The sequence below is a fragment of the Stenotrophomonas sp. genome, from assembly GCF_032099025.1.
GTDB lineage: Bacteria > Pseudomonadota > Gammaproteobacteria > Xanthomonadales > Xanthomonadaceae > Stenotrophomonas.
The window spans coordinates 73,324-95,049 of the sequence record NZ_DAMCID010000015.1 but is presented as its reverse complement, the minus strand read 5'-3'; the positions used below and the strand labels follow the sequence as shown (position 1 = coordinate 95,049).

The 21,726-nt window shown below is 68.4% G+C and carries 17 protein-coding genes and 1 riboswitch; of the genes, 6 read left to right on the top strand and 11 right to left on the bottom strand.

What is annotated here, in order from left to right:
* Positions 1-12: 12 nt before the first annotated feature.
* Positions 13-100: riboswitch (S-adenosyl-L-homocysteine riboswitch) on the bottom strand.
* Positions 101-226: 126 nt separating this feature from the next.
* Both RT456_RS12375 and ppc read left to right on the top strand, forming a co-directional pair.
* Positions 227-2,749, top strand: coding sequence for a prolyl oligopeptidase family serine peptidase (locus RT456_RS12375; protein WP_313347035.1), 2,523 nt, complete (start codon positions 227-229; stop codon positions 2,747-2,749).
* Positions 2,750-3,095: 346 nt separating this feature from the next.
* The gene (ppc, locus tag RT456_RS12370; RefSeq protein WP_313347033.1) at positions 3,096-5,807 is read left to right on the top strand and encodes a phosphoenolpyruvate carboxylase; all 2,712 of its coding nucleotides are present in this window, start codon (positions 3,096-3,098) and stop codon (positions 5,805-5,807) included.
* Between the two features lie 68 nt (positions 5,808-5,875).
* On the opposite strand, the gene RT456_RS12365 is transcribed toward ppc, so the two are convergent.
* From RT456_RS12365 to metK, 3 genes are all read right to left on the bottom strand, one after another.
* The gene (locus RT456_RS12365) at positions 5,876-6,379 is read right to left on the bottom strand and encodes an acyl-CoA thioesterase (protein ID WP_313347030.1); all 504 of its coding nucleotides are present in this window, start codon (positions 6,377-6,379) and stop codon (positions 5,876-5,878) included.
* A 16-nt stretch (positions 6,380-6,395) separates the two neighbouring features.
* A complete protein-coding gene (locus RT456_RS12360; RefSeq protein WP_313347028.1) occupies positions 6,396-7,607 on the bottom strand; it encodes a hypothetical protein in 1,212 nt (403 codons plus the stop codon).
* A gap of 131 nt (positions 7,608-7,738) precedes the next feature.
* The gene (gene metK, locus RT456_RS12355; RefSeq protein WP_313347025.1) at positions 7,739-8,950 is read right to left on the bottom strand and encodes a methionine adenosyltransferase; all 1,212 of its coding nucleotides are present in this window, start codon (positions 8,948-8,950) and stop codon (positions 7,739-7,741) included.
* A gap of 306 nt (positions 8,951-9,256) precedes the next feature.
* Here metK and RT456_RS12350 point away from each other — a divergent pair, with 306 nt between their 5' ends.
* Together RT456_RS12350 and RT456_RS12345 are read left to right on the top strand one after the other, a co-directional pair.
* Positions 9,257-10,165, top strand: a complete 909-nt coding sequence (locus tag RT456_RS12350; protein ID WP_313347022.1) for a UDP-2,3-diacylglucosamine diphosphatase — start codon at positions 9,257-9,259, stop codon at positions 10,163-10,165.
* A gap of 227 nt (positions 10,166-10,392) precedes the next feature.
* Positions 10,393-11,433, top strand: a complete 1,041-nt coding sequence (locus RT456_RS12345) for a metal-dependent hydrolase (RefSeq protein ID WP_313347019.1) — start codon at positions 10,393-10,395, stop codon at positions 11,431-11,433.
* Positions 11,434-11,593: 160 nt separating this feature from the next.
* Here RT456_RS12345 and RT456_RS12340 read toward each other — a convergent pair whose 3' ends face one another.
* The 6 genes from RT456_RS12340 to RT456_RS12315 all read right to left on the bottom strand — a co-directional run bounded on the left by RT456_RS12340 (position 11,594) and on the right by RT456_RS12315 (position 17,175).
* Positions 11,594-12,421, bottom strand: a complete 828-nt coding sequence (locus tag RT456_RS12340; protein ID WP_313347017.1) for a methyltransferase domain-containing protein — start codon at positions 12,419-12,421, stop codon at positions 11,594-11,596.
* Positions 12,422-12,430: 9 nt separating this feature from the next.
* The gene (gene dusB / locus RT456_RS12335) at positions 12,431-13,423 is read right to left on the bottom strand and encodes a tRNA dihydrouridine synthase DusB (protein WP_313347014.1); all 993 of its coding nucleotides are present in this window, start codon (positions 13,421-13,423) and stop codon (positions 12,431-12,433) included.
* 172 nt (positions 13,424-13,595) lie between these two features.
* Positions 13,596-14,342 (bottom strand): SagB/ThcOx family dehydrogenase, encoded by a 747-nt coding sequence (locus RT456_RS12330; protein WP_313347011.1) that lies wholly within the window; start codon positions 14,340-14,342, stop codon positions 13,596-13,598.
* Positions 14,343-14,356: 14 nt separating this feature from the next.
* The gene (locus tag RT456_RS12325) at positions 14,357-15,694 is read right to left on the bottom strand and encodes a YcaO-like family protein (RefSeq protein WP_313347008.1); all 1,338 of its coding nucleotides are present in this window, start codon (positions 15,692-15,694) and stop codon (positions 14,357-14,359) included.
* Positions 15,691-16,266 (bottom strand): hypothetical protein, encoded by a 576-nt coding sequence (locus RT456_RS12320; RefSeq protein WP_313347006.1) that lies wholly within the window; start codon positions 16,264-16,266, stop codon positions 15,691-15,693. Before RT456_RS12320 ends, RT456_RS12325 begins: the two co-directional genes overlap by 4 nt.
* Positions 16,267-16,317: 51 nt before the next feature.
* Positions 16,318-17,175: a hypothetical protein gene (locus RT456_RS12315; protein ID WP_313347004.1), complete on the bottom strand. Its 858-nt coding sequence runs from the start codon at positions 17,173-17,175 to the stop codon at positions 16,318-16,320.
* A 133-nt stretch (positions 17,176-17,308) separates the two neighbouring features.
* Between RT456_RS12315 and RT456_RS12310 the strand changes: the two genes are divergently transcribed.
* Complete coding sequence (locus RT456_RS12310) at positions 17,309-17,905, top strand: hypothetical protein (protein ID WP_313347002.1); 597 nt, start codon at positions 17,309-17,311, stop codon at positions 17,903-17,905.
* 260 nt (positions 17,906-18,165) lie between these two features.
* Here the strand turns inward: RT456_RS12310 and RT456_RS12305 are convergent, their stop codons facing one another.
* Both RT456_RS12305 and RT456_RS12300 read right to left on the bottom strand, forming a co-directional pair.
* Complete coding sequence (locus tag RT456_RS12305; RefSeq protein WP_313346999.1) at positions 18,166-19,131, bottom strand: ribokinase; 966 nt, start codon at positions 19,129-19,131, stop codon at positions 18,166-18,168.
* A 25-nt stretch (positions 19,132-19,156) separates the two neighbouring features.
* Positions 19,157-20,455: a nucleoside transporter C-terminal domain-containing protein gene (locus tag RT456_RS12300; protein ID WP_313346997.1), complete on the bottom strand. Its 1,299-nt coding sequence runs from the start codon at positions 20,453-20,455 to the stop codon at positions 19,157-19,159.
* A 202-nt stretch (positions 20,456-20,657) separates the two neighbouring features.
* On the opposite strand from RT456_RS12300, the gene RT456_RS12295 reads away from it, so the two are divergent.
* A complete protein-coding gene (locus RT456_RS12295; protein ID WP_313346994.1) occupies positions 20,658-21,632 on the top strand; it encodes an aldo/keto reductase in 975 nt (324 codons plus the stop codon).
* Positions 21,633-21,726 lie beyond the last annotated feature (94 nt).

Below are 21,726 nucleotides of genomic sequence, written 5' to 3'. Positions count from 1 at the left end.
CGAATGGCTCGTCTTCGCCGGGCGCCGTTGGAACCAGCCCTGCCACCGAGCCTGGCCGTGCGGATCAAGTCCGGCAGCGGTCGCAGCGCCCCTCGGTGGAGGGGATGCCCATTATATCCCGGCGCACCGCCCGGGCATGAATCCATGCCGGCCCCCAACCATCGGCAGGGGGGCAAACCACGCGCCGCTGTTAAGGTCCAAGGTTTGCACAGCATGGGGCAGGACGATGACAGGCAATCACACAGGGCGCCGGGCGCGCTGGAGCAACCGGCTGATCGTGGGCATGGCGCTGCTGGCGGTGGCGCCGTTGGCGCTGGCCGTCGCCCCGGTGGCCAGCAGCAAGGCCCAGCAGGTGGCCGCCGCCCCGGCCGGGCAGGGTTACCAGCTGCCCTCGGCCGCCCTGCAGGCGGTGGCCAATGCGCCACGGCCGCCCACCCTCAGTCTGTCGCCGCGGCGCGACATCGCCGCCCTGATGCAGACGCCGCCGCTTCCGTCGATCAACGACGTTGCCCAGCCCGAGCTGAAACTGGCTGGCGTGCGGATCAACCCGGCCACCCATTCGGCGAGCACGTTCACCTTCGGCGACAGGCTGTGGCTGATGAGCATCGGCGATGGCAAGGAGCGCCAGATCAGCGGCTTGCCGCAGCCGCTGTCGATCGCCTCCCTGGCCTGGTCGCCGGACCAGCAGTACCTGGCCTTCAACCAGGTGCACGCCGCCAGCGGTGCCAATGAACTGTGGATCGTCGACGTGGCCAGCGGCAGCGCACGTCGCCTGCTCACCGACCTCAACAGCGTGTTCGGCGACGGTTACAGCTGGCTGCCCGACAGCCGCGGCCTGCTGGTGACCCAGCAGCGCAAGGGGCGCGGTCCGGCGCCGGCGGCCGGCGGCATTCCGACCGGTCCGGCCATCCAGCAGACCCAGGCCGATGCCGGCGTGCGTGCGATCCGCACCTATCAGGACCTGCTCGGCAATGAGGTCGACGCCCGCTTGTTCGATTACTACGCCAGCGCACAACCGGCACGGGTAGCCCTCAATGGAGAAACCACGCCGCTGTCCACCGCCGGCGTCTACCTGGACGTGAGCGTGTCGCCGGATGGTCGGCATGTGCTGGCCGAACGCGTGCAGCGGCCCTACTCGTACCTGGTCCCGGCCGATGACTTCCCGCGCCGCATCGAGGTGCTGTCCGCCGCCGATGGCCGGCTTGAGCACACCGTGGCGGACCTGCCGCTGGTGGAAGGCCTGCCGACCGGCAACGACGCCGTGCCCACCGGCGTGCGCAGCGTGAGCTGGCGCGCCGATGCACCGGCCACGCTGGTCTGGGCCGAAGCCCAGGACGGCGGCGACCCGGGCCGTGACGCCAAGGTGCGCGACGCGGTGCTGATGCAGGCCGCGCCGTTCGAGCACCCGCCGGTGACGCTGGCCCAGCTGGGCAGCCGTTACGCGGGCATCCAGTGGGGCCGGGGCGACCTGGCGCTGCTCAACGAGTCGTGGTGGAAGTCGCGCGTGGTCAAGCAGTGGCGGATCGCGCCCGACCAGCTCGACCAGGCCCCGCAGCTGCTGTCCGAGCGCTCGGCGCAGGACCGCTACAACGACCCGGGCCGGCCGGCGCTGGTGCGCGACGTGAACGGCCGCGCGCGGCTCCAGATCACCGCCGATGGGCGCAGCATCTTCCTGTTGGGGCAAGGCGCCTCGCCGGAAGGCGACCGCCCGTTCGTGGACCGCTTCGACCTGGACAGCCGCCAGACCACCCGCCTGTTCCATTCGCAGGCACCGGATTACGCGCTGCCGCAGGCACTGCTTGACCAGGAAGGCGGCGCGCTGCTGCTGACCCGGGAATCGCCGGATGTGCCGCCCAACTACTATGTGCAGTCGTTGGCCGACACCACCGTCGCGCCGCGCGCGCTGACCCGGTTCGAACACCCGCTGCCGCAGCTGCGTGGCGTGAGCAAGGAACAGATCCGTTACAAGCGCAATGACGGCGTCGACCTGACCGCCACGCTGATGCTGCCGCCCGGTTACAACGTGAAGAAGAACGGCCCGCTGCCGTTGCTGATGTGGGCCTACCCCGGTGAGTTCAAGACCGCCGCGGCGGCCAGTCAGGTGACCGATTCGCCGTACCGTTTCAACGCGGTGGGCTACTGGGGGCCGCAGGCTTTCCTGGCCAAGGGCTACGCGGTGCTGGTCAGTCCGTCGATGCCGATCATCGGCGAAGGCGACAAGGAACCCAACGACACCTACCTGCCGCAGCTCATCGCCAACGCCGAAGCGGCAGTGGACGAAGTGGTGCGGCGCGGTGTTACCGACCGCGACCACATCGCCATCGGTGGGCATTCCTACGGTGCGTTCATGACCGCCAACCTGCTCGCGCACACGCGCCTGTTCAAGGCGGGCATCGCACGCAGCGGCGCGTACAACCGCACGCTCACTCCGTTCGGCTTCCAGGCCGAGGAGCGCAACTTCTGGCAGGCGCAGGAGGTGTACCTGAAGATGTCGCCGTTCAACTTCGCTGACAGGATCAAGGATCCCATCCTGTTCATCCACGGCGAGGACGACAACAATTCCGGCACGTTCCCGATCCAGAGCGAACGCATGTTCGCCGCAGTGAAGGGCCTGGGTGGTACGGCGCGGTTGGTGATGCTGCCCAATGAGTCGCACCACTACCGTGCCCGTGAGTCGCTGATGACGATGCTGGCGGAAAGCGAGCGCTGGCTGGAGCAGACGATCGGGCCGGGGATGAAGATCAAATGATGCCGCGCCGGGCGTTGCCCGGCGCTTGCTTCGTTCTTGCTTCATGAAGGTCTGATGCATGACGTCGGCGTTTTCCAAACGCCGGAGGGATGCCGGGGACGAAGGCCACGCGGCTTCGGATGCTTGAGCCGCCCTGGCGCGCGGTTGCCACGCAGGGCGTGGCACTACGAATTGTTACGTGCACAGGACGAGGGCGTTGACGGCTCCGGTGGGACCTCGTAGTGCCACGCCCTGCGTGGCAATCCGTCGCCGACACATGCAATTGAAACTATCTGCGCGGCGTTGATCGCCGCGCGATCTGCGTTAGGCTTGGGTTTGTTCCGTTCCCGAGGCCAGTGCGTCGCAGATGAACGAGTACCGCAGCAGCATCGTCTTTGCCACCCCCGACATTCCCCTGCGTGACGACGTGCGCCGACTCGGCGCCCTGGTCGGCGACCTGCTCGCCGAGCAGGTGTCCACGCAGTTCTTCGATGACGTGGAACAGGTGCGAACCCGCGCCATTGCCCGACGCGAAAGCGACGCCCCGCTGTCCGATCTCAATGACGCGCTGACCGGGCTGCCGCCCGACCGCGCCGAGGCGATGGTGCGTGCGTTCAGTACCTACTTCCAGGTGGTGAACATCGCCGAGCGGGTGCACCGGATCCGCCGTCGTCGCGATTACCAGCGCGCCGGCACCGCTGCACCGCAGCCCGATGGTCTGCAGGACGCGCTGCAGAAACTCAAGGCGCAGGGTGTGAGCCTGGACGAACTGGGCGCGTGGCTGCCACGCATCGACATCGAGCCGGTCTTCACCGCGCACCCGACCGAAGCGGTACGCCGCGCGCTGCTGGAAAAAGAGCAGCTCATGGTCGCCAGCCTGGTCGACAACCTCGATGGCCAGCGCACCCCGGGTGAGGCCGCCGCTGATGCGGCACGCTTCCGCATGGCACTCACCGCCTCCTGGCAGACCACCGATTCCTCGCCGGTGCGTCCGACCGTGGATGACGAGCGTGAGCACGTCGGCTTCTACCTGGTGCAGGTGCTGTACCGGGTGATTCCGGTGCTGTACGAATCGCTGCAGCAGGCGCTGCTCGATACCTACGGCGACACCGTGCCGCTGCCGCGACTGCTGCGCTTCGGTACGTGGGTGGGCGGGGACATGGATGGCAACCCGAACGTGGACGCCGGCACCATCCGCCACACCCTCGATGCGCAGCGCCAGGCGGTGCTGGGGCGCTACCAGAAGGACCTGCTGCAGCTGGCCAGCCTGCTCAGCCAGTCCACCGAGCGGATCGCGGTAAGCGACGCGCTGCAGGCACGCGTGGCGCACTACCAGCAGCTGCTGCCGCAGGTGGCGTCACGGCCGCGGCACGCCGACATGCCGTACCGGCTGCTCAATGACCGCATGCGCGCGCGCGTGCAGGCCACGCTGGATGACGCCGACGGCGGCTATGCATCGCCGCAGGAGCTGGAGGACGACATCACGCTGATCCTCGACAGCCTGCACGCCAACAAGGGCGACCATGCCGGCGGGTTCGCCGTGCGCCGCCTGCTCTGGCGGGTGCGTACCTTCGGCTTCCACCTGGCACGGCTGGACGTGCGCCAGGAATCGAGCGTGCACGGCCGCGCGCTGGCCAGCGTGCTGGACGGTCAGGATGCATGGGACGCGGCCGATGCGGTCACCCGCGCCGCGCGGCTGGCGCCGTTCGCCAGCGGCGAGCAGACGTTGCCGCCGAGCACGGAAGAAGGTGGCCAGCGGTTGGACGCGGTGTTTGCCGCGCTCGCCGATGCGCGCCGTCGGCATGGTGCCGACGCACTGGGCAGCTACATCATTTCGATGGCGCATGACCGCAGCGACGTGCTTGCGGTACTGGCATTGGCACGTCGTGGCGGGCTGGTGGATGACGACGGTGCGGTGCCGTTGGATATCGCGCCGCTGTTCGAAACCGTTGACGACCTGCAACGCGGCACCGACACGCTGCGCGACCTGCTGGCCGACCCGGTCTACCGCACGCACCTGGCCGCGCGTGATGACGTGCAGATGGTGATGCTGGGGTATTCGGACAGCGGCAAGGACGGCGGCATCGCCGCGTCCCGCTGGGGCCTGCAGCGCGCCCAGGTGGAGCTGCTGGAGCTTGCGGCCGGGAGCGGCATCCGGCTGACCTTCTTCCATGGTCGGGGTGGCTCGATCAGCCGCGGTGGCGGCAAGACCACCGACGCGGTGGATGCCTCGCCGCGCGGCAGCATCGACGGGCGGCTGCGCGTGACCGAGCAGGGCGAGGTGATCCATCGCAAGTACGGCATCCGCGCGCTGGCGCTGCGCTCGCTGGAGCAGTCCACCGGCGCGGTGCTGCGTTCCAGCCTGCGCCCGCGTGCACCCGAGCCGCGCGAGGCGCAGTGGCGGCCGGTGATGGACCTGGTGGCGGAGAAGAGTGCCGAGGCTTACCGCGCGTTCGTGGGCCAGCCCGATTTCATGCAGTACTTCCGCCAGGCCACGCCGATCGATGTGATCGAGCGGATGACGCTGGGCTCGCGGCCCTCGCGGCGGCTGGGGCAGGACGCGGCGCTGACCAATCTACGGGCGATTCCCTGGGTGTTCGCCTGGAGCCAGGCGCGGGCGGTCATTCCGGGGTGGTACGGGGTAGGCAGTGGCCTGCAGGCGGCGATCGATGCCGGGCACGAAAGTATCCTGAACGAGATGGCGCGCGACTGGCCGTTCTTCAGCACCTTCCTGGACGACATCGCGATGGTGCTGTCCAAGGGCGACATCACCATCGCCGAGCAGTTCTCACGGTTGTCCGGCGCGCTGCACGAGCGTTTCTTCCCGCAGGTGCAGGGCGAACTGGCGCTGACCGGCCGGCTGATCCTGGCGCTGACCGGGCAGGACGAACTGCTGCAGCACGACCAGCGCCTGGCGCTGTCGATCCGCCTGCGCAATCCCTACATCGACCCGATCAGCGTGCTGCAGGTGGACCTGCTGCGACGCTGGCGCGCCAGCGGCGGCGAGGATGACGCGGTGCTGCGCGCGCTGGTCGCATGCGTGAACGGCGTGTCTCAAGGCGTGCAGAACACGGGGTGAAGCGGGTATCGACCGTTGGTCGTGACGCGCGGGACCAAACCGGCAGGTCACGACCGTTGGTCGTGACGTCATTCCGGCGACGGCGGATTCGACGCGAGCAGCTCGCGCTGGCGCTGGTCCATCTCCGCCCGCAGCTGCCTGCGCAGCAACGCGGCTGCGTGGCGGCGGCGCTGGTTGCTGGAGTCCAGCTGCAGCGGCGGCACCGGCGTCGACTTACCGTCATCGTCCACGGCCACCATCGTGAAGAAGCAGCTGTTGGCGTGGCGCACGCTGCGCTTGAGGATGTCTTCGGCCACGACCTTCACGCCTACTTCCATTGAAGACGTGCCGGTGTAGTTCACCGAGGCCAGGAAGGTGACGAGCTCGCCTACCGCGATCGGCTCGCGGAACGTCACCTGGTCCACGGACAGGGTGACCACATAGCGCCCGGCGTAGCGGCTGGCACAGGCATAGGCGACCTGGTCGAGCAGGCGCAGGATCGCGCCGCCATGCACCTTGCCGGAGAAATTGGCCATCTCCGGCGACATCAGCACGGTCATGGTCAGCTGGTGGGATTGGATGTCGATCGTCATTGTCCGAGTGTACCGCTCAGCCTCCCTCCAACTGGGCCAGCTGTTCCCCGGTGGGGAAACCACGGGTCAGGTAGCGCGGCGGGTACAGATGGCGGGGATCGGCTTCCAGCAGGTGACCCACGATCGGCATCGCCGTGTTCCAGGGCGCCCGGACCACGCGGGAGTCGTTGTCGTCAGGAACCACGAAGGCCAGGTAGTCGGTGCGGGGCAGGGATGCCTCTACGCCCTGGGTCCAGCTGGCGATCGAGAAGGTTTCGGTGTCATTGCGGTAGACCATGAACGTGGCCACGAATACATCGACATCGTGGGCCTCGTGAATGCGCTGCAGCAGCGCTTTCTGCTCCTGGTAGGCATCCTGGCGGAGCGACAGGCGCAGCTGGTGCTGCTTCTGGCGCAGTTCGGCCGTTGCGGGCTCACGGACCGTGACCCGTCCGTCGTCGTCATGGCAGAACAGTTCCGATGAGATCGCTCGACCCGCCTTGATCTCCTCCAGCGCGATGTCGAACATCTGGCGTTGAGCCGCTTCGTCGTTCTCCCCGGCCACCATCATCAGGTCGCGGGTGGCAAGCAGGAACACGGGGCGCCCGGCCACCGGCACCCGGTTAACCAGCTCGGGCAGCAGGGCGCGGCTGCTGTCGTAGCAGTCTGCCCACGCGGCGCGGAACAGGCCGGGCGCGATGGGTTCGAAGTCGACCGGCGCGATGTCACGCAGGTTGCTGCGCGCGATACTGAGCGCCTCGTGCAGGGAAACACCCCATTCCGGCGCCGGTCCATGCTGCCGGGTGACCATGTGTTCGGCATGATCGATGGCGATCATTTCCACGCAGTCCTCGCTGAGCTGGCGGTACTGCAGGGTGTTGGGGGTGTCCCATCCCTTGTCTGCAATGCCCTGCAGCCGGACATGCTCCAGCTGACCGAGGTTGCGGATGACCGGGCGCAGCAGAGGGCGCAGTTCCTCCCATCCGGGCTCGCGGTCATCGCTGGCGCGCAGCGTGCGCACGAACTGGTCCAGCGCCTGCTGCTTGCCACGCGGCGCGCCGACGTAGGCCTGGTGGGCGTTGTGCAGGTTGAAGTAGCTGCTCTCACCCACCTGCACACGGAACAGCGCGGCGTCGTAGGTCATCGGCTGGGTGACGCCACTGCGGCGTGCGGTGGCGATGAAGCGTTCGGCGAATGCGTCGTTGCCGGGGGTGTCCTTGAACCACTTGTCCAACAGGGTAGAGAGCATATGCGAGCGTCCTTGGTCGATGGCGACATGCTCGCTTGATGGGGTGGTTGTTTGCAACGGGCAAAAAGAAGGGCCGCTTGCGCGGCCCTTCTTTTGTAGCAGCCGACTAACAGTCGGCTCTACCGCGCAGGTTATTTCAACTTCGCATCCGCGCGCAGGGCGGCGGCGCGGTCCGTCTTCTCCCAGGAGAAGGCGGTGGCGTTGACCGTCTCGCCTGCGGCGTTGAGGTAGCTGAAGTCCTTCGGCTTGCGGCCGAAGTGACCGTACGCGGCGGTCTGCTGGTACATCGGGTGGATCAGGTCCAGCATCTTGATGATGCCGTACGGGCGCAGATCGAAGTGCTTGCGGATCAGCTTCTCGATCTTGTCATCGCTGATCTTGCCGGTGCCGAAGGTGGTGACCGAAATCGAGGTCGGCTCGGCCACGCCGATGGCGTAGGAGACCTGCACTTCGCAACGGTCGGCCAGGCCGGCAGCCACGACGTTCTTGGCGACGTAGCGGGCAGCGTAGGCGGCCGAACGGTCGACCTTGGACGGATCCTTGCCCGAGAACGCACCACCACCGTGACGGGCCCAGCCGCCGTAGGTGTCGACGATGATCTTGCGGCCGGTCAGGCCGCAGTCGCCCACCGGGCCGCCGATCTCGAACTTGCCGGTCGGGTTGATGTGGAACTTGGTGCCCTTGTGCAGCCACTTGGCCGGCAGCACCGGCTTGATGATCTCTTCGCGGACGGCTTCGATCAGGTCCTTCTGCTTCACGCCCGGGGCGTGCTGGGTCGACAGCACCACCGCGTCGATGGCCGAGACGGCGCCGTTTTCGTAGCGCAGGGTGACCTGGCTCTTGGCATCCGGACGCAGCCAGGACAGTGCCGAGTTCTTCTTCTTGCGGATCTTGGCCTGCTGCTCGACCAGGCGGTGCGACAGGTGGATCGCAGCCGGCATGAAGCTGTCGGTCTCGTTGGTGGCATAGCCGAACATCAGGCCCTGGTCGCCAGCGCCCATTTCTTCGGGCTTCTTGCGGTCAACGCCCTGGGCGATGTGCGGGGACTGCTTGCCGATCAGGTTCAGCACGCCACAGGTGGCGCCGTCGAAGCCGACGTCGGAGCTGTTGTAGCCGATGTCCAGGATCACCTTGCGGGTGACGGCCTCCAGGTCGATCCAGGCGCTGGTGGTGATTTCACCGGCCACGATCGCCACGCCGGTCTTGACCATGGTCTCGCAGGCAACGCGGGCGCGCTGGTCCTGGGCAAGGATCGCGTCCAGCACCGCATCGGAGATCTGGTCGGCAATCTTGTCCGGATGGCCTTCGGAGACCGATTCGGAGGTGAACAGGTAGCTGGACATCAGGCGTAATATCCTTTTATTCGGATGGAAAGATGGGCGCGAATGATACACGGCAAGTCGCGCCATTGCATTGTGGCCCAGCGGGGGTTGCCCGTGGTTAAGCCTGCGTGCCCACCGCCAGAGGGCGCCGCAGCGTGATTGGCCCCCAGCGTCAGGGCCCAGTGTTCCACCAGCGTGACAATTGGCCGGTCCGGCGCGGTGCCTTCACCTGCGACCGTCATCGGTCTGTCGCCGCCCGGTCATGCGGTTGCCGCGTTGACGGCGCAGGCTCCCGGCCAGTTCAGCCGCCAGGCAGGAGCACGCGCCATGCACGCCATCGAGCAGCGTCTGCAGTATCGCGAAGCGGGTCGGGCTGATGTCGGCCGCTCCCCGGCACTGGACCTCCCGGGCGATGCACGGCCCCCGGCGCGCCCGGCGCCGCCCCCGCCCGGCCCGGCGCCCTGGCGGCGCGCGGTGTTTCTGTCCGATGTCCACCTGGGCTCGCGGCATTGCCACGCGGCCGAACTGGCGGGCTTCCTGTCCACGCTGCGCTGCCAGCGGCTGTACCTGGTGGGTGACATCATCGACCTATGGTGGCTGGCGCACCGGCGTGCCAGCTGGCGGCCGGCGCACAGCCAGGTGATCGAGGCCCTGCATGGACTGCGCCGGGCCGGCACGGAGATCGTCTACATCCCGGGCAACCACGATGCCTCGCTGCGCCAGCTGTGCGGGCTGATGCTGCCGGCGATGCGGGTACGCCGCCGCGCCATCCACACCACCGCCGACGGCCGCCGGCTGCTGGTGGTACATGGCGAAGACTACGATGGCGCGACGCATTTCGGTGGCCTGCAGGAGCGCTTCGGCGACTGGCTGTACTACCGCATCCTCACCGGCGACCACCTGCTCAATGCCGCACGTCGCCGCCTGGGCATGCGTTACTGGTCGCTGTCGGCGTTCCTGAAGAAGCGCAGCCGCGCGGCCGAGTGCTACATCGAGCGGTACGTGCAGGCCGGCTTGGCCGACGCCCGCCGGCGAGGCCTGGACGGTATCGTCTGTGGCCACATCCATCGCGCCGCGCTGGTCGAGCGGGACGGCTTGGTCTACGCCAACGACGGCGACTGGGTGGAAAGCCTGACCGCCCTGGCCGAAGACCCCGACGGCAGCCTGCGCCTGCTGGACCACCACGGCCAAACCCAGGTGCAGTTGGTCGCACCGAAAAGCGCAGCCGTCGCCTGACACCCGGACACGCATGGCGTGTCCCTACGCGAGGCGTGCAGCCCACCATCAACGTTCGACCCCCAACGCGCGAATCCAACAGCGGCCGCCCCCCAACCCGAGCGCCCAAGGGTCGTAGTGACACGCCATGCGTGTCAAAACCAGGATCCTGCGCACGTAGATCGCCCTGCGTGTCAACGCCATGCCCCCACGCCCGTAAACACCCATCCGTCCCGTACCATCCACCAATGGATTCCCTAAGCCAGATCGTTCTAGGCGGCGCCGTCGCCGCCGCCATCGCCCCTGCCGGCCACCGCCGCGCCGCCCTGCTTGCCGGCGCCGCGCTGGGCACCCTGCCGGACCTGGATGCGCTGCTGCTGGCCTTTACCGCCGCCGACCCGGTGGCGCTGATGACCGAACACCGCAGCTACAGCCATTCGCTGCTGGTGCTGCCGTGGGTGGCGGCGCTGATCTGGTGGGGCTTCAAGCGCTTCGGCCATGGACGGGTGGCGGAAGCGCCAGGCCGGTGGTTCTGGGCGATCCTGCTGTCCTTGATCACCCACCCGCTGCTGGACGCGTTCACCGTGTACGGCACCCAGCTGTGGTGGCCGTTCACTCCACCGCCGACGATGTGGTCCAGTGTGTTCATCATCGACCCGCTGTATACGGTGTGGCTGCTGCTGGGCTGCGCCGTGGCCTGGTTCGCGCGGGCGCGGCCGCTGGCGCAGAAGGCGCTGCTGGCCGGGCTGCTACTGAGCACGGGTTACCTCGGTTGGTCGCTGCTGTCCAAGCACCACGTGGAGCGCGAAGCCGACCGGGCGCTCGCGGCGATGGGGCTGGCCGATGCGCCGCGCTTCTCGGTGGCCATGCCGTTCAACACCCTGCTATGGCAGGTGGTGGCGATGACGCCGAGCGGCTATGTGATCGGCGAGCGCTCGCTGGTAGCCGACAGCGGCCCGATGACGTTCCGCGGGTATCCGTCGAACGTGCAGGCGCTGCGCCAGGCCGCACATGTTCCAGCGGTGGCACGGCTGAACTGGTTCAACCGTGGCTTCATGCGCGCGCAGGTGGTCGATGGCCGCCTGCAGCTGAGCGACCTGCGCATGGGCCTGGAGCCGGACTACACCTTCACCTTCGCAGTGGCGCGCGCGGATGGCGAGCGCTGGGCGGCCGTCCCCCCCGAGCAGCTGCGCCCCGTATACGAAGGCGAGCAGGGCAGGGCACTTGTCGAGCGCCGCTTCGCCGCGATGTGGCACCGCATCTGGCACGCGCCGGCGAAGACCGACTGAAGCGGCCAGCGTAAATACGACTGTGTAGAGCCGACTGTTAGTCGGCTGCGCGCAGCGCCAAATGTCGGAACCGCCCCCAACAGCAGCCGACTAACAGTCGGCTCTACGCGTCGCGACGTATGCACCGCGACATGCGCGTCCCCCATCGGCGATGCCCGACTCAATACACCGTTGCGCGCGCCTGCACGAACGAGAAGAAGAACACCGCGTTCGGGTCGTTCTGCACCAGGCTGAACTCGCGGCGCATGCCGTCCACGGTCTCCTGGTCGACCAGGCCGGCCTCCAGCAACGGGTCGGCGGCCGACAGCAGCAGCTGCTCCCAGAACGCGATCATGGTCTTGCGCCGCGCCGGTTCGCGGTTGTCCAGGTGGATGGTCTTGATCTCCGTGTGGACGTCGCGGAAGCCGCCGGCCAGCAGCAGGTTGCCCAGCTTGGCACCCACGAACGGGTCACCGCCGTGGTCGTACTGGAAATCATTGAAAGCCATCCAGTAGCGCCAGATATGCGGCGAATACGGGTCGAGCAGGAACGAGGCGTTCATCACCTCGGTGACGTACACCGGCGAGCCGGGCACCAGCACGCGGCGCACCTCGTTGAGTACGCGGGCCGGCGATGGCACGTGTTCCAGCACCCAGCACAGGAACGCCGAATCGAATTCGCGGGCGTCGAAGGGCAGGTTGCCGGCATCGGCCTGCAGCAGCGTGTAGCGCTCGCGGCACCACGGCGTCCTGGCCAGGTTGGTGGCGGCGGTGGCCAGCTGCGCCTCGCTCAGGTCCACACCGGTGACGTGCAGGTCCGGGAACCGGCGCAGCAGGATGTCGGTCTGTGCGCCAACGCCGCTGCCCACTTCCAGCAAGCGCTTGGCGCCGCCGTAATCGATGCCGCTGAAGATGCTCGATTCAAACAGCCGCGACTGGGTGACGAGGCGGTGCTGCTCGGTATCGGAGAAGCCGTGGAGGTAGGTCGGTGCAGTGATGGGCGGGGTCATGGCAAAGGCTCAGGCAGCGGACGACAACGGCTCGCCAGCGGCGAGGGCGTCGAAATATTCGGTGGTCAGGGCGACCTGGCTGGCGGCATCCTCGGCGCGGTTGACCACCGCACGGAAGGCGGCGTTCTCCGGCCGGTCCTTGGCGTACCAGCCCAGGTGCTTGCGCGCGATGCGCACCCCCTGCTGTTCGCCATAGAAGTCGTGCAGGGCGTGCAGATGGCCGAGCAGGATGTCGCGTACCTCGTGCAGCGAGGGCGGCGGCAGCAGGGTGCCGGTGGCCAGGTAGTGCGCCACCTCGCGGAAGATCCACGGGCGTCCCTGCGCGGCGCGGCCGATCATCACCGCGTCCACGCCCGTCTGCGCCAGCACCTGCGCGGCCTTCTGCGGCGAGTCGATGTCGCCGTTGGCGATCACCGGAATGCGCAGCGCGTTCTTGATGGCGGCGATGGTCTCGTACTCGGCGCTGCCGGTGTAGTGCTGGTCGCGGGTGCGGCCGTGCACGGCCAGCGCGGCGATGCCGCTGTCCTCGGCGACATGTGCGATGCGCGGGCCATTGCGGTGGTCGCAGTCCCAGCCGGTGCGGATCTTCAGCGTGACCGGCACGTCCACCGCGTTGACCACCGCGGTGAGGATGCGCGCCACCAGGTCTTCGTCGCGCATCAGGGCAGAGCCGGCCCAGGCGTTGCAGACTTTCTTGGCCGGGCAGCCCATGTTGATGTCGATGATCTGCGCGCCGTGGTCCACGTTGTAGCGCGCCGCCTCGGCCAGCTGCTGCGGCTCGGTACCGGCGATCTGCACGCTGATGGGGGCGGGTTCGCCGGCGTGGTCCATGCGGTGGATGGACTTGCGGGTGTTCCAGAAGCGCGGGTCGGAGATGGTCATCTCCGAGGCGGCAAGGCCCGCGCCCAGCCGCTTGCACAGCAGCCGGAACGGCTTGTCGGTGACGCCGGCCATCGGCGCCAGCACCACATTGGGCTGGATGTTGTAGGGACCAATCTGCATGCCGGGCATTGTAGTGCCGGCCGCTGGCCGGCAACCACGCAGACCCCTGCGATCCAGCGGCAGGTTCAGGCCGATCCGGAAGGCCCTGATGCCGCACGGGCATGAGCAGATGCTTGACGGTTGCTTCCCGCGCCCCAAAGGGTGAGGGATGGTGGGCGGTTGTACGCGCTCGTCAAGGCGCCGGGCCGCAGGCATAGGCCAGCACGGCCAGATGCCGCCGCGGGTCCAGCCCGAGCAGTTCCAGGACGGCGGCATCCTCGAACGAGCCGATCGCGCAGCCGGCTGCCTTCATCGCCGCCACTTCCTGTCCCAGTGCCCCCAGCCAGACCCCCGCCTCGATCAGCACGAAGCGGCCCCCGCGTTCACCGTACTTGGCCAGCGTGCCCGCCGGTTCGGCGATCAGGAACAGCACGGCCGCCGGCCGCTCCGGCCAATCCACGCCGAGCAGTCGGGACAGCACCGGCCACGGCGGGCACGGCGCTACCGGTACCAGCGCATGGTGCAGCGGGTCGTACCAGCAGATGCCCTGGCCGTGGGCAATCACATCGCCGGCGCCATACAGCGCGGCATAGGCCTGGATCGGATATTTCGCGCCACCGGACGGCAGCCGGCGCGTGTCACTGTCGCCGGGGCGGGCCCGCAGCGGGGCCAGCACGCGGCCCAGCTCCTGCGCGCCCCAGCGGGCGTCACCGAAGCGGCGGCCACTGTGGCGCTGCGCCAGGGCGTCATTGGGCTGGACCGGGTCCGGCAAGGCGATGCCCGCGGCGGCATGCACCGGCCGCGGTGGCGACCAGGCGCGCGCGGCATCCTCGGCGATGCGCGCGCGCATCACCTCGGCACGCGCGGGATTGAGTTCGCCGTTGTGCCAGAACAGATGGAACAGCGGGGCATCGTGCCAGGGGGAAGGCGCTGACGGCATGCGGTCCTCGTGCATCAACCCAGTGGATGCGGGAAGGGGTTGGGAAACGCGCCGCTGTGCGGCACGCCGGGATACCGCCATGCCACGTCCTGGCAACGGCCGCCGAGGAACGGCGCACGCTCGTCGGCATGCAGGCCACTGAGGTGCGGCGACAGCACCCGCATCACCCGCAGTCCGGCCGCAGCCACGTCGGAGGTGGTCAACTCGCGGTAGTAGAGCGCGATGCCGGCACTGCCGAGCCGGCGCCGCAGCAGGTCCAGCTCGGCGATCGCGCGTGGCGCGGCAGGGCGGACCGCTGTGCCCGGCGGGGGCAGCGGCAGCGTGCTGTCGCCCGCCGCCTTCAGCAGCGGCAGCTGCGGCCACAGGTCCGGGCGCAGGGTGTAGAACGCGGCGTGTTCGTCGAAGCTGCGCAACGCCGCCGCTTCGCGCGGCAGCCGGGCACTTTCGCGGCCACTCAGATGCGCGGCAAAGGTCAGCGCCTGCTGCCATTCCAGCAGCGCTTTGTGCAGCGCCTCGCCCGGATCGGCGCGGCAGGCAATGCCGAGCACGTAGCGTGGGCGGCCTTCGAAGGGGACGCCCCCCGCCACCGCGATCACCGGGTGCGGGTTCCAGTGCTGGGTCAGGTCGAAGGCCTGCAGTTCACCACCGCGCGCGTCTACATGGGCGTGCCAGTGCGCCGGCAGCGCGATCCTCCGGCCGGCCACGCCATTCAGCCATGTCACCGCCAGCGCATCGCGCTCCAGCAGCTCCTGGGCCGCGCGCAACAGCGACAGCCAGGCGCCATCGCGTCCATCACGCCAGGCCGCCAGGCCACTGGACGTTGATGGCAATCGCGCCTGGCCGCGGCGCGGCCCCAGTCCCACCAGTTCCTGTGGCACCCAGACCATGCGGTTGTCGTCCAGCGCATGCACCGCCGCGAACAGATCGTCGTCGCATTCGGGCATGGGCCACGGGAAGCCCGGCGTTGCACGTTGGCGTGCCGAGAACAAGGCGAAGGCCGATTCGTCCAAGCGTTGCGCGGGCGTCAGCGCAACACGCCGACGCACCTCGACACCCGCCTGTGCCGCCGCCAGCCGCTCCAGTGCTTCGGCGATCGCGCCATCGGCGGCGGCATCGGCCTCCAGTGCGACCGCGCCGGAAACGCCCTGCCAGGGATTGGCCGGATCCGCCGGCGTGGCGGCATTGTGCACGCGCCGTCCCTCGAACAATGGGCCGGTCCAATCACAGGCGCTGGCCTCGATCAGCTGCGCCGGGCGCACCAGGCCGCAGCGGGGACGCGCCGCGCCGTGCAGCAGGTGCGAAGACAGCGTGGGCGTTCCCGGCTCCGCCGCGTGCACGGCGGAGCGGGTCATTTCATCACGCTCAGCCAGGCCATCATCTCAAACACGCCGACAACGCACAGACCCAGCAGCAGGGCGATGCCGATGCCGATGCCGCGCCCGAGCGAACGGCCCGAGCGCTCGTAGACGAGGGCGTAAACGCCGACAAACAACCCCACGGCGACGAACAGGCCGAAGATCGGGTTGGCGGTGCTCATGAACATGCCGCCGCCGAGGGCGGCCAGGGGCAGGGCGAACAGACCCAGCAGCACTCGACGCGTTCGGCTCAGCCCGGCTGCCGGCACCACGGCGCCGGGTGCGTCCACAGGATCCGCATGCGCAGCGCGGGACGGTTCCTGCACTGCCTCAGGTGGCGGGTTGTGGAGGTCGGCGTCGGTGTCGACGGTTGCGGTCGTGGCGTGTGCATCGCCGTTGGCTGCGGGCGTCACCGGTTCCAGTTTGCCGAGCACCACGGCCGACAACACCGAGGTGCCGAGCAGGGTGACGACGCAGGAACTGCACGTGGTCGACGTCGAGCCACCGCCTGCCGCGGCAAGGTCCTGGCGCGAAGCGCTGGCATCGAACTGGGTAGGCAGGCGATACATGGGGTCACTCCATTGACCGGGGCGGAATCGCCCGGCGCGGGGGCCACATTATCACGGGCGCCCGGCGTCCCAGGGCAACGACAGCGGTGGCGGCAGCGACGCCTCGCCGCCTTGGCAGGCGGGGCACCACGGCAGCCGCACTACCCGGTCGCGTTCGCCGTGCAGGCGATGCAGGTCGAGCCAGACGCTGCGTTCGAGATAGCCCAGCAGCAGGGCGGGCTGATCCAGCAGGGGCGCGACCAGCGCCGCGATGCGCGCCGGCCGCGCTGCCACCGCCGGCATCGCCGGCACGACGGCGTCGCCCCAGCGGCGCAGCACCCGGTTGCCCAGGCAATACACGCACGCGCTTTGCCCGGGCACCACATAGGGCCCAAGCGCGAGGGTGTGGTGATGGCTGAGGTCGAGCAGCAGATGCGGTTGTGCGGGCATCTGTTCGCGGTAGCGTGCCAAGGCCTGTTCCCAGCCGAGCCCGTGCCGGACCAGCACCAGCAGGTCGGCGTCGGCGAGGGCATCGACGCGCAGGAGGTCCGCGCTGGCATGCTGGTCGAAGGCGTCGGCCAACCCGGGCAGCGGTTCGCCGAGCCACCCGAGTGCGTAACGTCGCACCGGGCGCACTGCCTGCAGCGGCGCCAGCACGCCGAGGCGTATCAACTGGCGGATCGCCGGGCCGCAGTCGGCATCGTCCTGCAGGATCGCCAGGGTGTCGCTCTGCCAATGGTCGAGGATCCGTTCGACGACCGTCGGCGTATCGGCCTCATCGACCACGTACAGTTCGTCGGCGCCACCGGACACCAGCAGCAGCGGGCGCTGCGCATGGGTCTGCGAAAACAGGGCCCAGGCCGGATTGCGTGTCCAGCGCGGTTCGTCCGCGTGCGTGCCTGCGTGTTCCTGACGGCCTGCTGCTGCCACTGCGTACCGTCCATGTATCCGCGAAAGCGCAAGGATAACGGCAAACAGGAATGCCACGTTCTGCTACGGTTCGCGCGTGCCCCTACCGCCTGTTGCCAACGCGCCCGTCCCCCAGCCGCCCTGGCGTGAGGCGATGCTGTGGATGCTGCTGCTCGGCGCGATGTTCATCCATGGCTACAGCTGGACCAACCACTGGGCCGCCAGCCAGGCCCAGACCTACAGCCTGCATGGTCGCTGGGACGAGGTAATCCCGTTCTGGGCGTGGACGATCTGGCCCTACCTGGCGTTGAACGTGCTGTACCCGCTGACCTTCTTCATCTGCCCGACCCGATCGGCCCTGCGCCGCCATGCGTTGGCCATCGCGCTGGTGCAGGCCGCCTGCATGCTCGCCTTCGTGTGCTGGCCAACCGGCAACGTGCGTGTGCTGCCGCAGCCCGACGGCGCGAGCGGGCTGTTGTTCGCGCAACTACGGGCGTTCGAAGCGCCCTTCAACATGGCGCCGTCATTGCATGCCGCAGTACTGGTGCTGGTCTGGGACGCATGGCGGCGCTGGTTGCAGGCCGATGCAGCGGTGGTGCGCTGGCTGTGGCACGGCACCTGTGGCCTGATCCTGTTGTCCACCGTGACCACGTGGCAGCACGACCTGCTGGACGCGCTTGCCGGCCTGCTGCTGGGCGCGCTGGCGCTGTGGACCACGCGATTCATGCCGACGCCGCGCGCGCCGGCATAAAAAGGTTTCCCTGCCAACCGCAAGCCGAGCCCCGTCGCGGCCGGTAGGTCCCTGGCAAAGTAAAGGAGGAGGGGGCGGCCGCAGGCCGACGCCGGGGGACATTTGCATAGGGACCTGCCGGCCGCGGCGGGGCACTCAACGCTCGCAGCAGATCCGATCGAAGACCGTGCGCCCAGCTTCTACGGCCCTCACCCAGATGGGAAAAGAACCATGAAAAAGGCCAGCGCGAACGCTGGCCCCGGTATCCAAAACAGTGAGACTTACTTGCTGTCGGCATCACCCGGAGTGAAGTGCGGCATCGCCTCGGCGGCGCCTTCCTTCTCTGTGGAACGGCCGGCGAACTGGTTGGCGAAGCGGACGTGGCGGCTGAAGGCGGCGTCCGGGTGCTGGGCGATCGAGGCCACCAGCGCACCGTTGAAGGCATCGCCGGCACCGGTGGTATCGACCACCTGCACCTGCTCGGCACCTACGCGGTAATACGGCTGGGTGTCGCCACGCAGATTTTCTTCGGCGTGCGAGACGAACACACCCACTGCGCCGAGGGTGACCACCACGGTGCCGTTGCCGACCAGCTTGCGGCACAAGGCGTGCAGGCTGGCGCCATCCAGGGCGGCGACGTCGTCGGCATCCACGCGCTCGCCGACATGGCGACCGAGCAGGGCGGCAAATTCGGTCTCGTTCGGGGTCAGCACGTCGGCCAGCTTGAGCAGTCCGATGCTGGACGGGGCGTCGGCCGGCGCGGCGTTGAGAACGGTGGTGGCACCGGCCTCACGGGCGATGGCCAAGGCTGCCTCGATGGTCTCCACCGGGGACTCGAGCTGGGCCAGCACCACCTTGGCACCGGCCAGCAGCGCGCGCTGCTGTTCGACGTAGGCCGTGCTGAGCGCGGCATTGGCGCCCGGGCCGATCACGATGGTGTTGCGCCCACGGCTGTCCACATAGATGCCGCCGGTACCGGTCGGCTCGGTGCTGGGTTCGGCGCTCAGGGCGAACCCGTCCTGCTTGGCCAGGCCACGCGCCATGGCACCGCCGGCGTCATCGCCCAGCGCGCACAGGAACGTGGTCGGGGCGCCGGCACGGCTGGCGGCCACGGCCTGGTTGAAACCCTTGCCGCCGGGGCCGGTGCTGTAGCGGCCGGCGATGGTCGCACCCGGGGCCGGGAGCGATTCGCAACGCCACACATGATCCACATTGAAGGAACCGACAACGACGACACTGTTACTCATAAAGACTGTTTCTCAAGAACGGATATCAGCTGAAATGCGTCAGCACGCCGGCGATGGTCGCCGTCATGAAGGTGGCGATGGTACCGCCCAGTACCGCCCGCAGGCCGAACTTGGCCAGGTCATGGCGGCGTTCCGGGGCGAGTCCACCAATACCACCGATCTGGATGGCGATCGAGCTGAAATTGGCGAAACCGCACAGCGCGTAGGTGGCGATCAGGCGGCCTTCAGCCGACAGCGACACGCCCGGCACCTGGCCGTTGACGATTTCCGACAGCTTGGAGTACGCCACGAACTCGTTCAGCACCACTTTCTGGCCGATCAGCGAGCCCACCACGTTTGCGTCGGCCCACGGCGTGCCGATCACCCAGGCAATCGGAGCAAGCAGGTAGCCGAGCAGCGTGGACAGGTCGGTCGGGCGGCCCAGCATCGCCTGCAGGCCGGTCACTTCGCCCAGCCAGGTGAGCGGGGCGTTCAGCAGCGCGATCAGTGCGATGAAGGCCAGCAGCATGGCGCCGATGTTCAGGGCCAGCTTGAGGCCGTCGCCGGCACCCGCGGCCGCAGCGTCGATGACGTTGCTGGAGGTCTTTTCCACTTCCATCTTGACCGTGCCACGGGTGAGCGGGGTGCCGGTCTCGGGCACCAGCAGCTTGGCCACGACCAGCGTTGCCGGGGCCGCCATGATGCTGGCCGCCAGCAGATGCTTGGCATAGAAGGCCTGCTGCACCGGGTCGTTGCCACCGAGCATGCCCACATAGGCCGCCAGCACACCGCCGGCGATGTGCGCCATGCCGCCGATCATCATGGTGATCAGCTCGGACTGGGTCATCTTGGCGATGTAGGGGCGCACGGTCAGCGGCGCCTCGGTCTGGCCGATGAAGACGCTGGCGCAGACGCTGGTGGTCTCCGCCCCCGACACGCGCATCACCTTGGTGATCGCCCAGGCCATGCCGCGCACGATGCCCTGCATCACGTTGAGGTGGTACATGACGCCCATCAGCGCCGAGAAGAAGATGATCGTCGGCAGCACCTGGAAGGCGAAGATGAAACCGAACTTGCTGGTGTCCATCAGGCTGCCGAAGATGAACGTCGAGCCTTCGTTGACAAAGCTGAGAACCTTGACGAACGCGTCGCCGAGCAGGCCGAATGCTTCGCGGCCACCGGGCATCAGCAGCACCACCGCAGCGAAGGCGATCTGCAGGGAGATGCCGGTCACCACCAGCCGCCAGTCGACGGCACGCTTGTTGTTCGAGAACAACCAGGCAATGCCGATCAGCACTGCCAACCCGAACAGGCCGAAGCCAATCCTGCCCAAACCTTCGACCATGAGACTTCCCTTGGGGCGCCGCGAAAAACGGGAAGCCTAGAGCAGCGGCAGGGGCGGAGCAAGAAAAAGCGGCGTCCGGGGTCCGATCGGCCGCGATCGGGCAAGTATCCACAAGGGTTCGGGCCCGCCGGGCGATACACTGATGCGACTCATTCCGGTCGCGCCCCGGTGTTCCGGCGCAGCCATCAGCAGGAGAAAACGCATGCATTACCGCCGCCTGGGCTCGTCCGGGCTGAAGCTGTCGGCCTTGTCCTTCGGGGCGTGGGTGACCTTCGGCGACCAGATCAGCCGTGACGAAGCCCGCAACCTGGTGGCCTGTGCCTGGGACCACGGGATCAACTTCTTCGACAACGCCGAAGGCTATGCGCGCGGCCGGGCCGAGCAGGTCATGGGCGATGTGATCGCCGACCTGCGCCTGCCCCGGGATGGGGTGTGCGTGTCCAGCAAGGTGTTCTTCGGCGCGGTGGACGATCCCCGGCCGACCCAGCATGGCCTGTCGCGCAAGCATGTCACCGACGCCTGCCACGCCGCGCTGAAGCGCCTGCGGGTGGATTACCTGGACCTTTACTACTGCCATCGCCCGGATCCGGACACGCCCATCGCCGAAACGGTGCTGGCCATGGACACCCTGATCCGCCAGGGCAAGGTGCTGTACTGGGGCACCTCGGAGTGGTCGGCCACGCAGATCCAGGAGGCGGTCGACGTGGCCCGCGCCCGCAACCTGCACCTGCCGACGATGGAGCAGCCGCAGTACAACCTGCTGCACCGCGAGCGTGTCGAGCGCGAGTACGCGCCCCTCTACGCCGACCCGGGGCTGGGCACCACCATCTTCTCGCCGCTGGCCTCGGGCCTGCTGAGCGGCAAGTACAACAGCGGCTTCGACGCGAACTCGCGGCTGGGCCAGAGCCAGATGGGCTGGCTGAAGGACCTGGTGCTGGGCGACCCGGCCGAACAGCGGCTGGAGCGCGTGCGCCGCTACACGGCCCTGGCCGCCGAGCTGGGCCAGTCCCCGGCGCAGCTGGCGATCGCCTGGTGCCTGCGCAACCCGCAGGTGACGAGCGTGATCCTGGGGGCCAGCCGGGTGGCACAGCTGGAAGAGAACCTGGGCGCGCTGGACGTGCTGGAGCAGGTCGACGACGCAGGCTGGGCAAGGGTAGAGGCGATCTTCACCCCGTAGAGCCACGCCCTGCGTGGCTGAAGGCACCGATCACCCCCGGTAGAGCCACGCCCTGCGTGGCTGAAGGCACCGATCACCCCCGGTAGAGCCACGC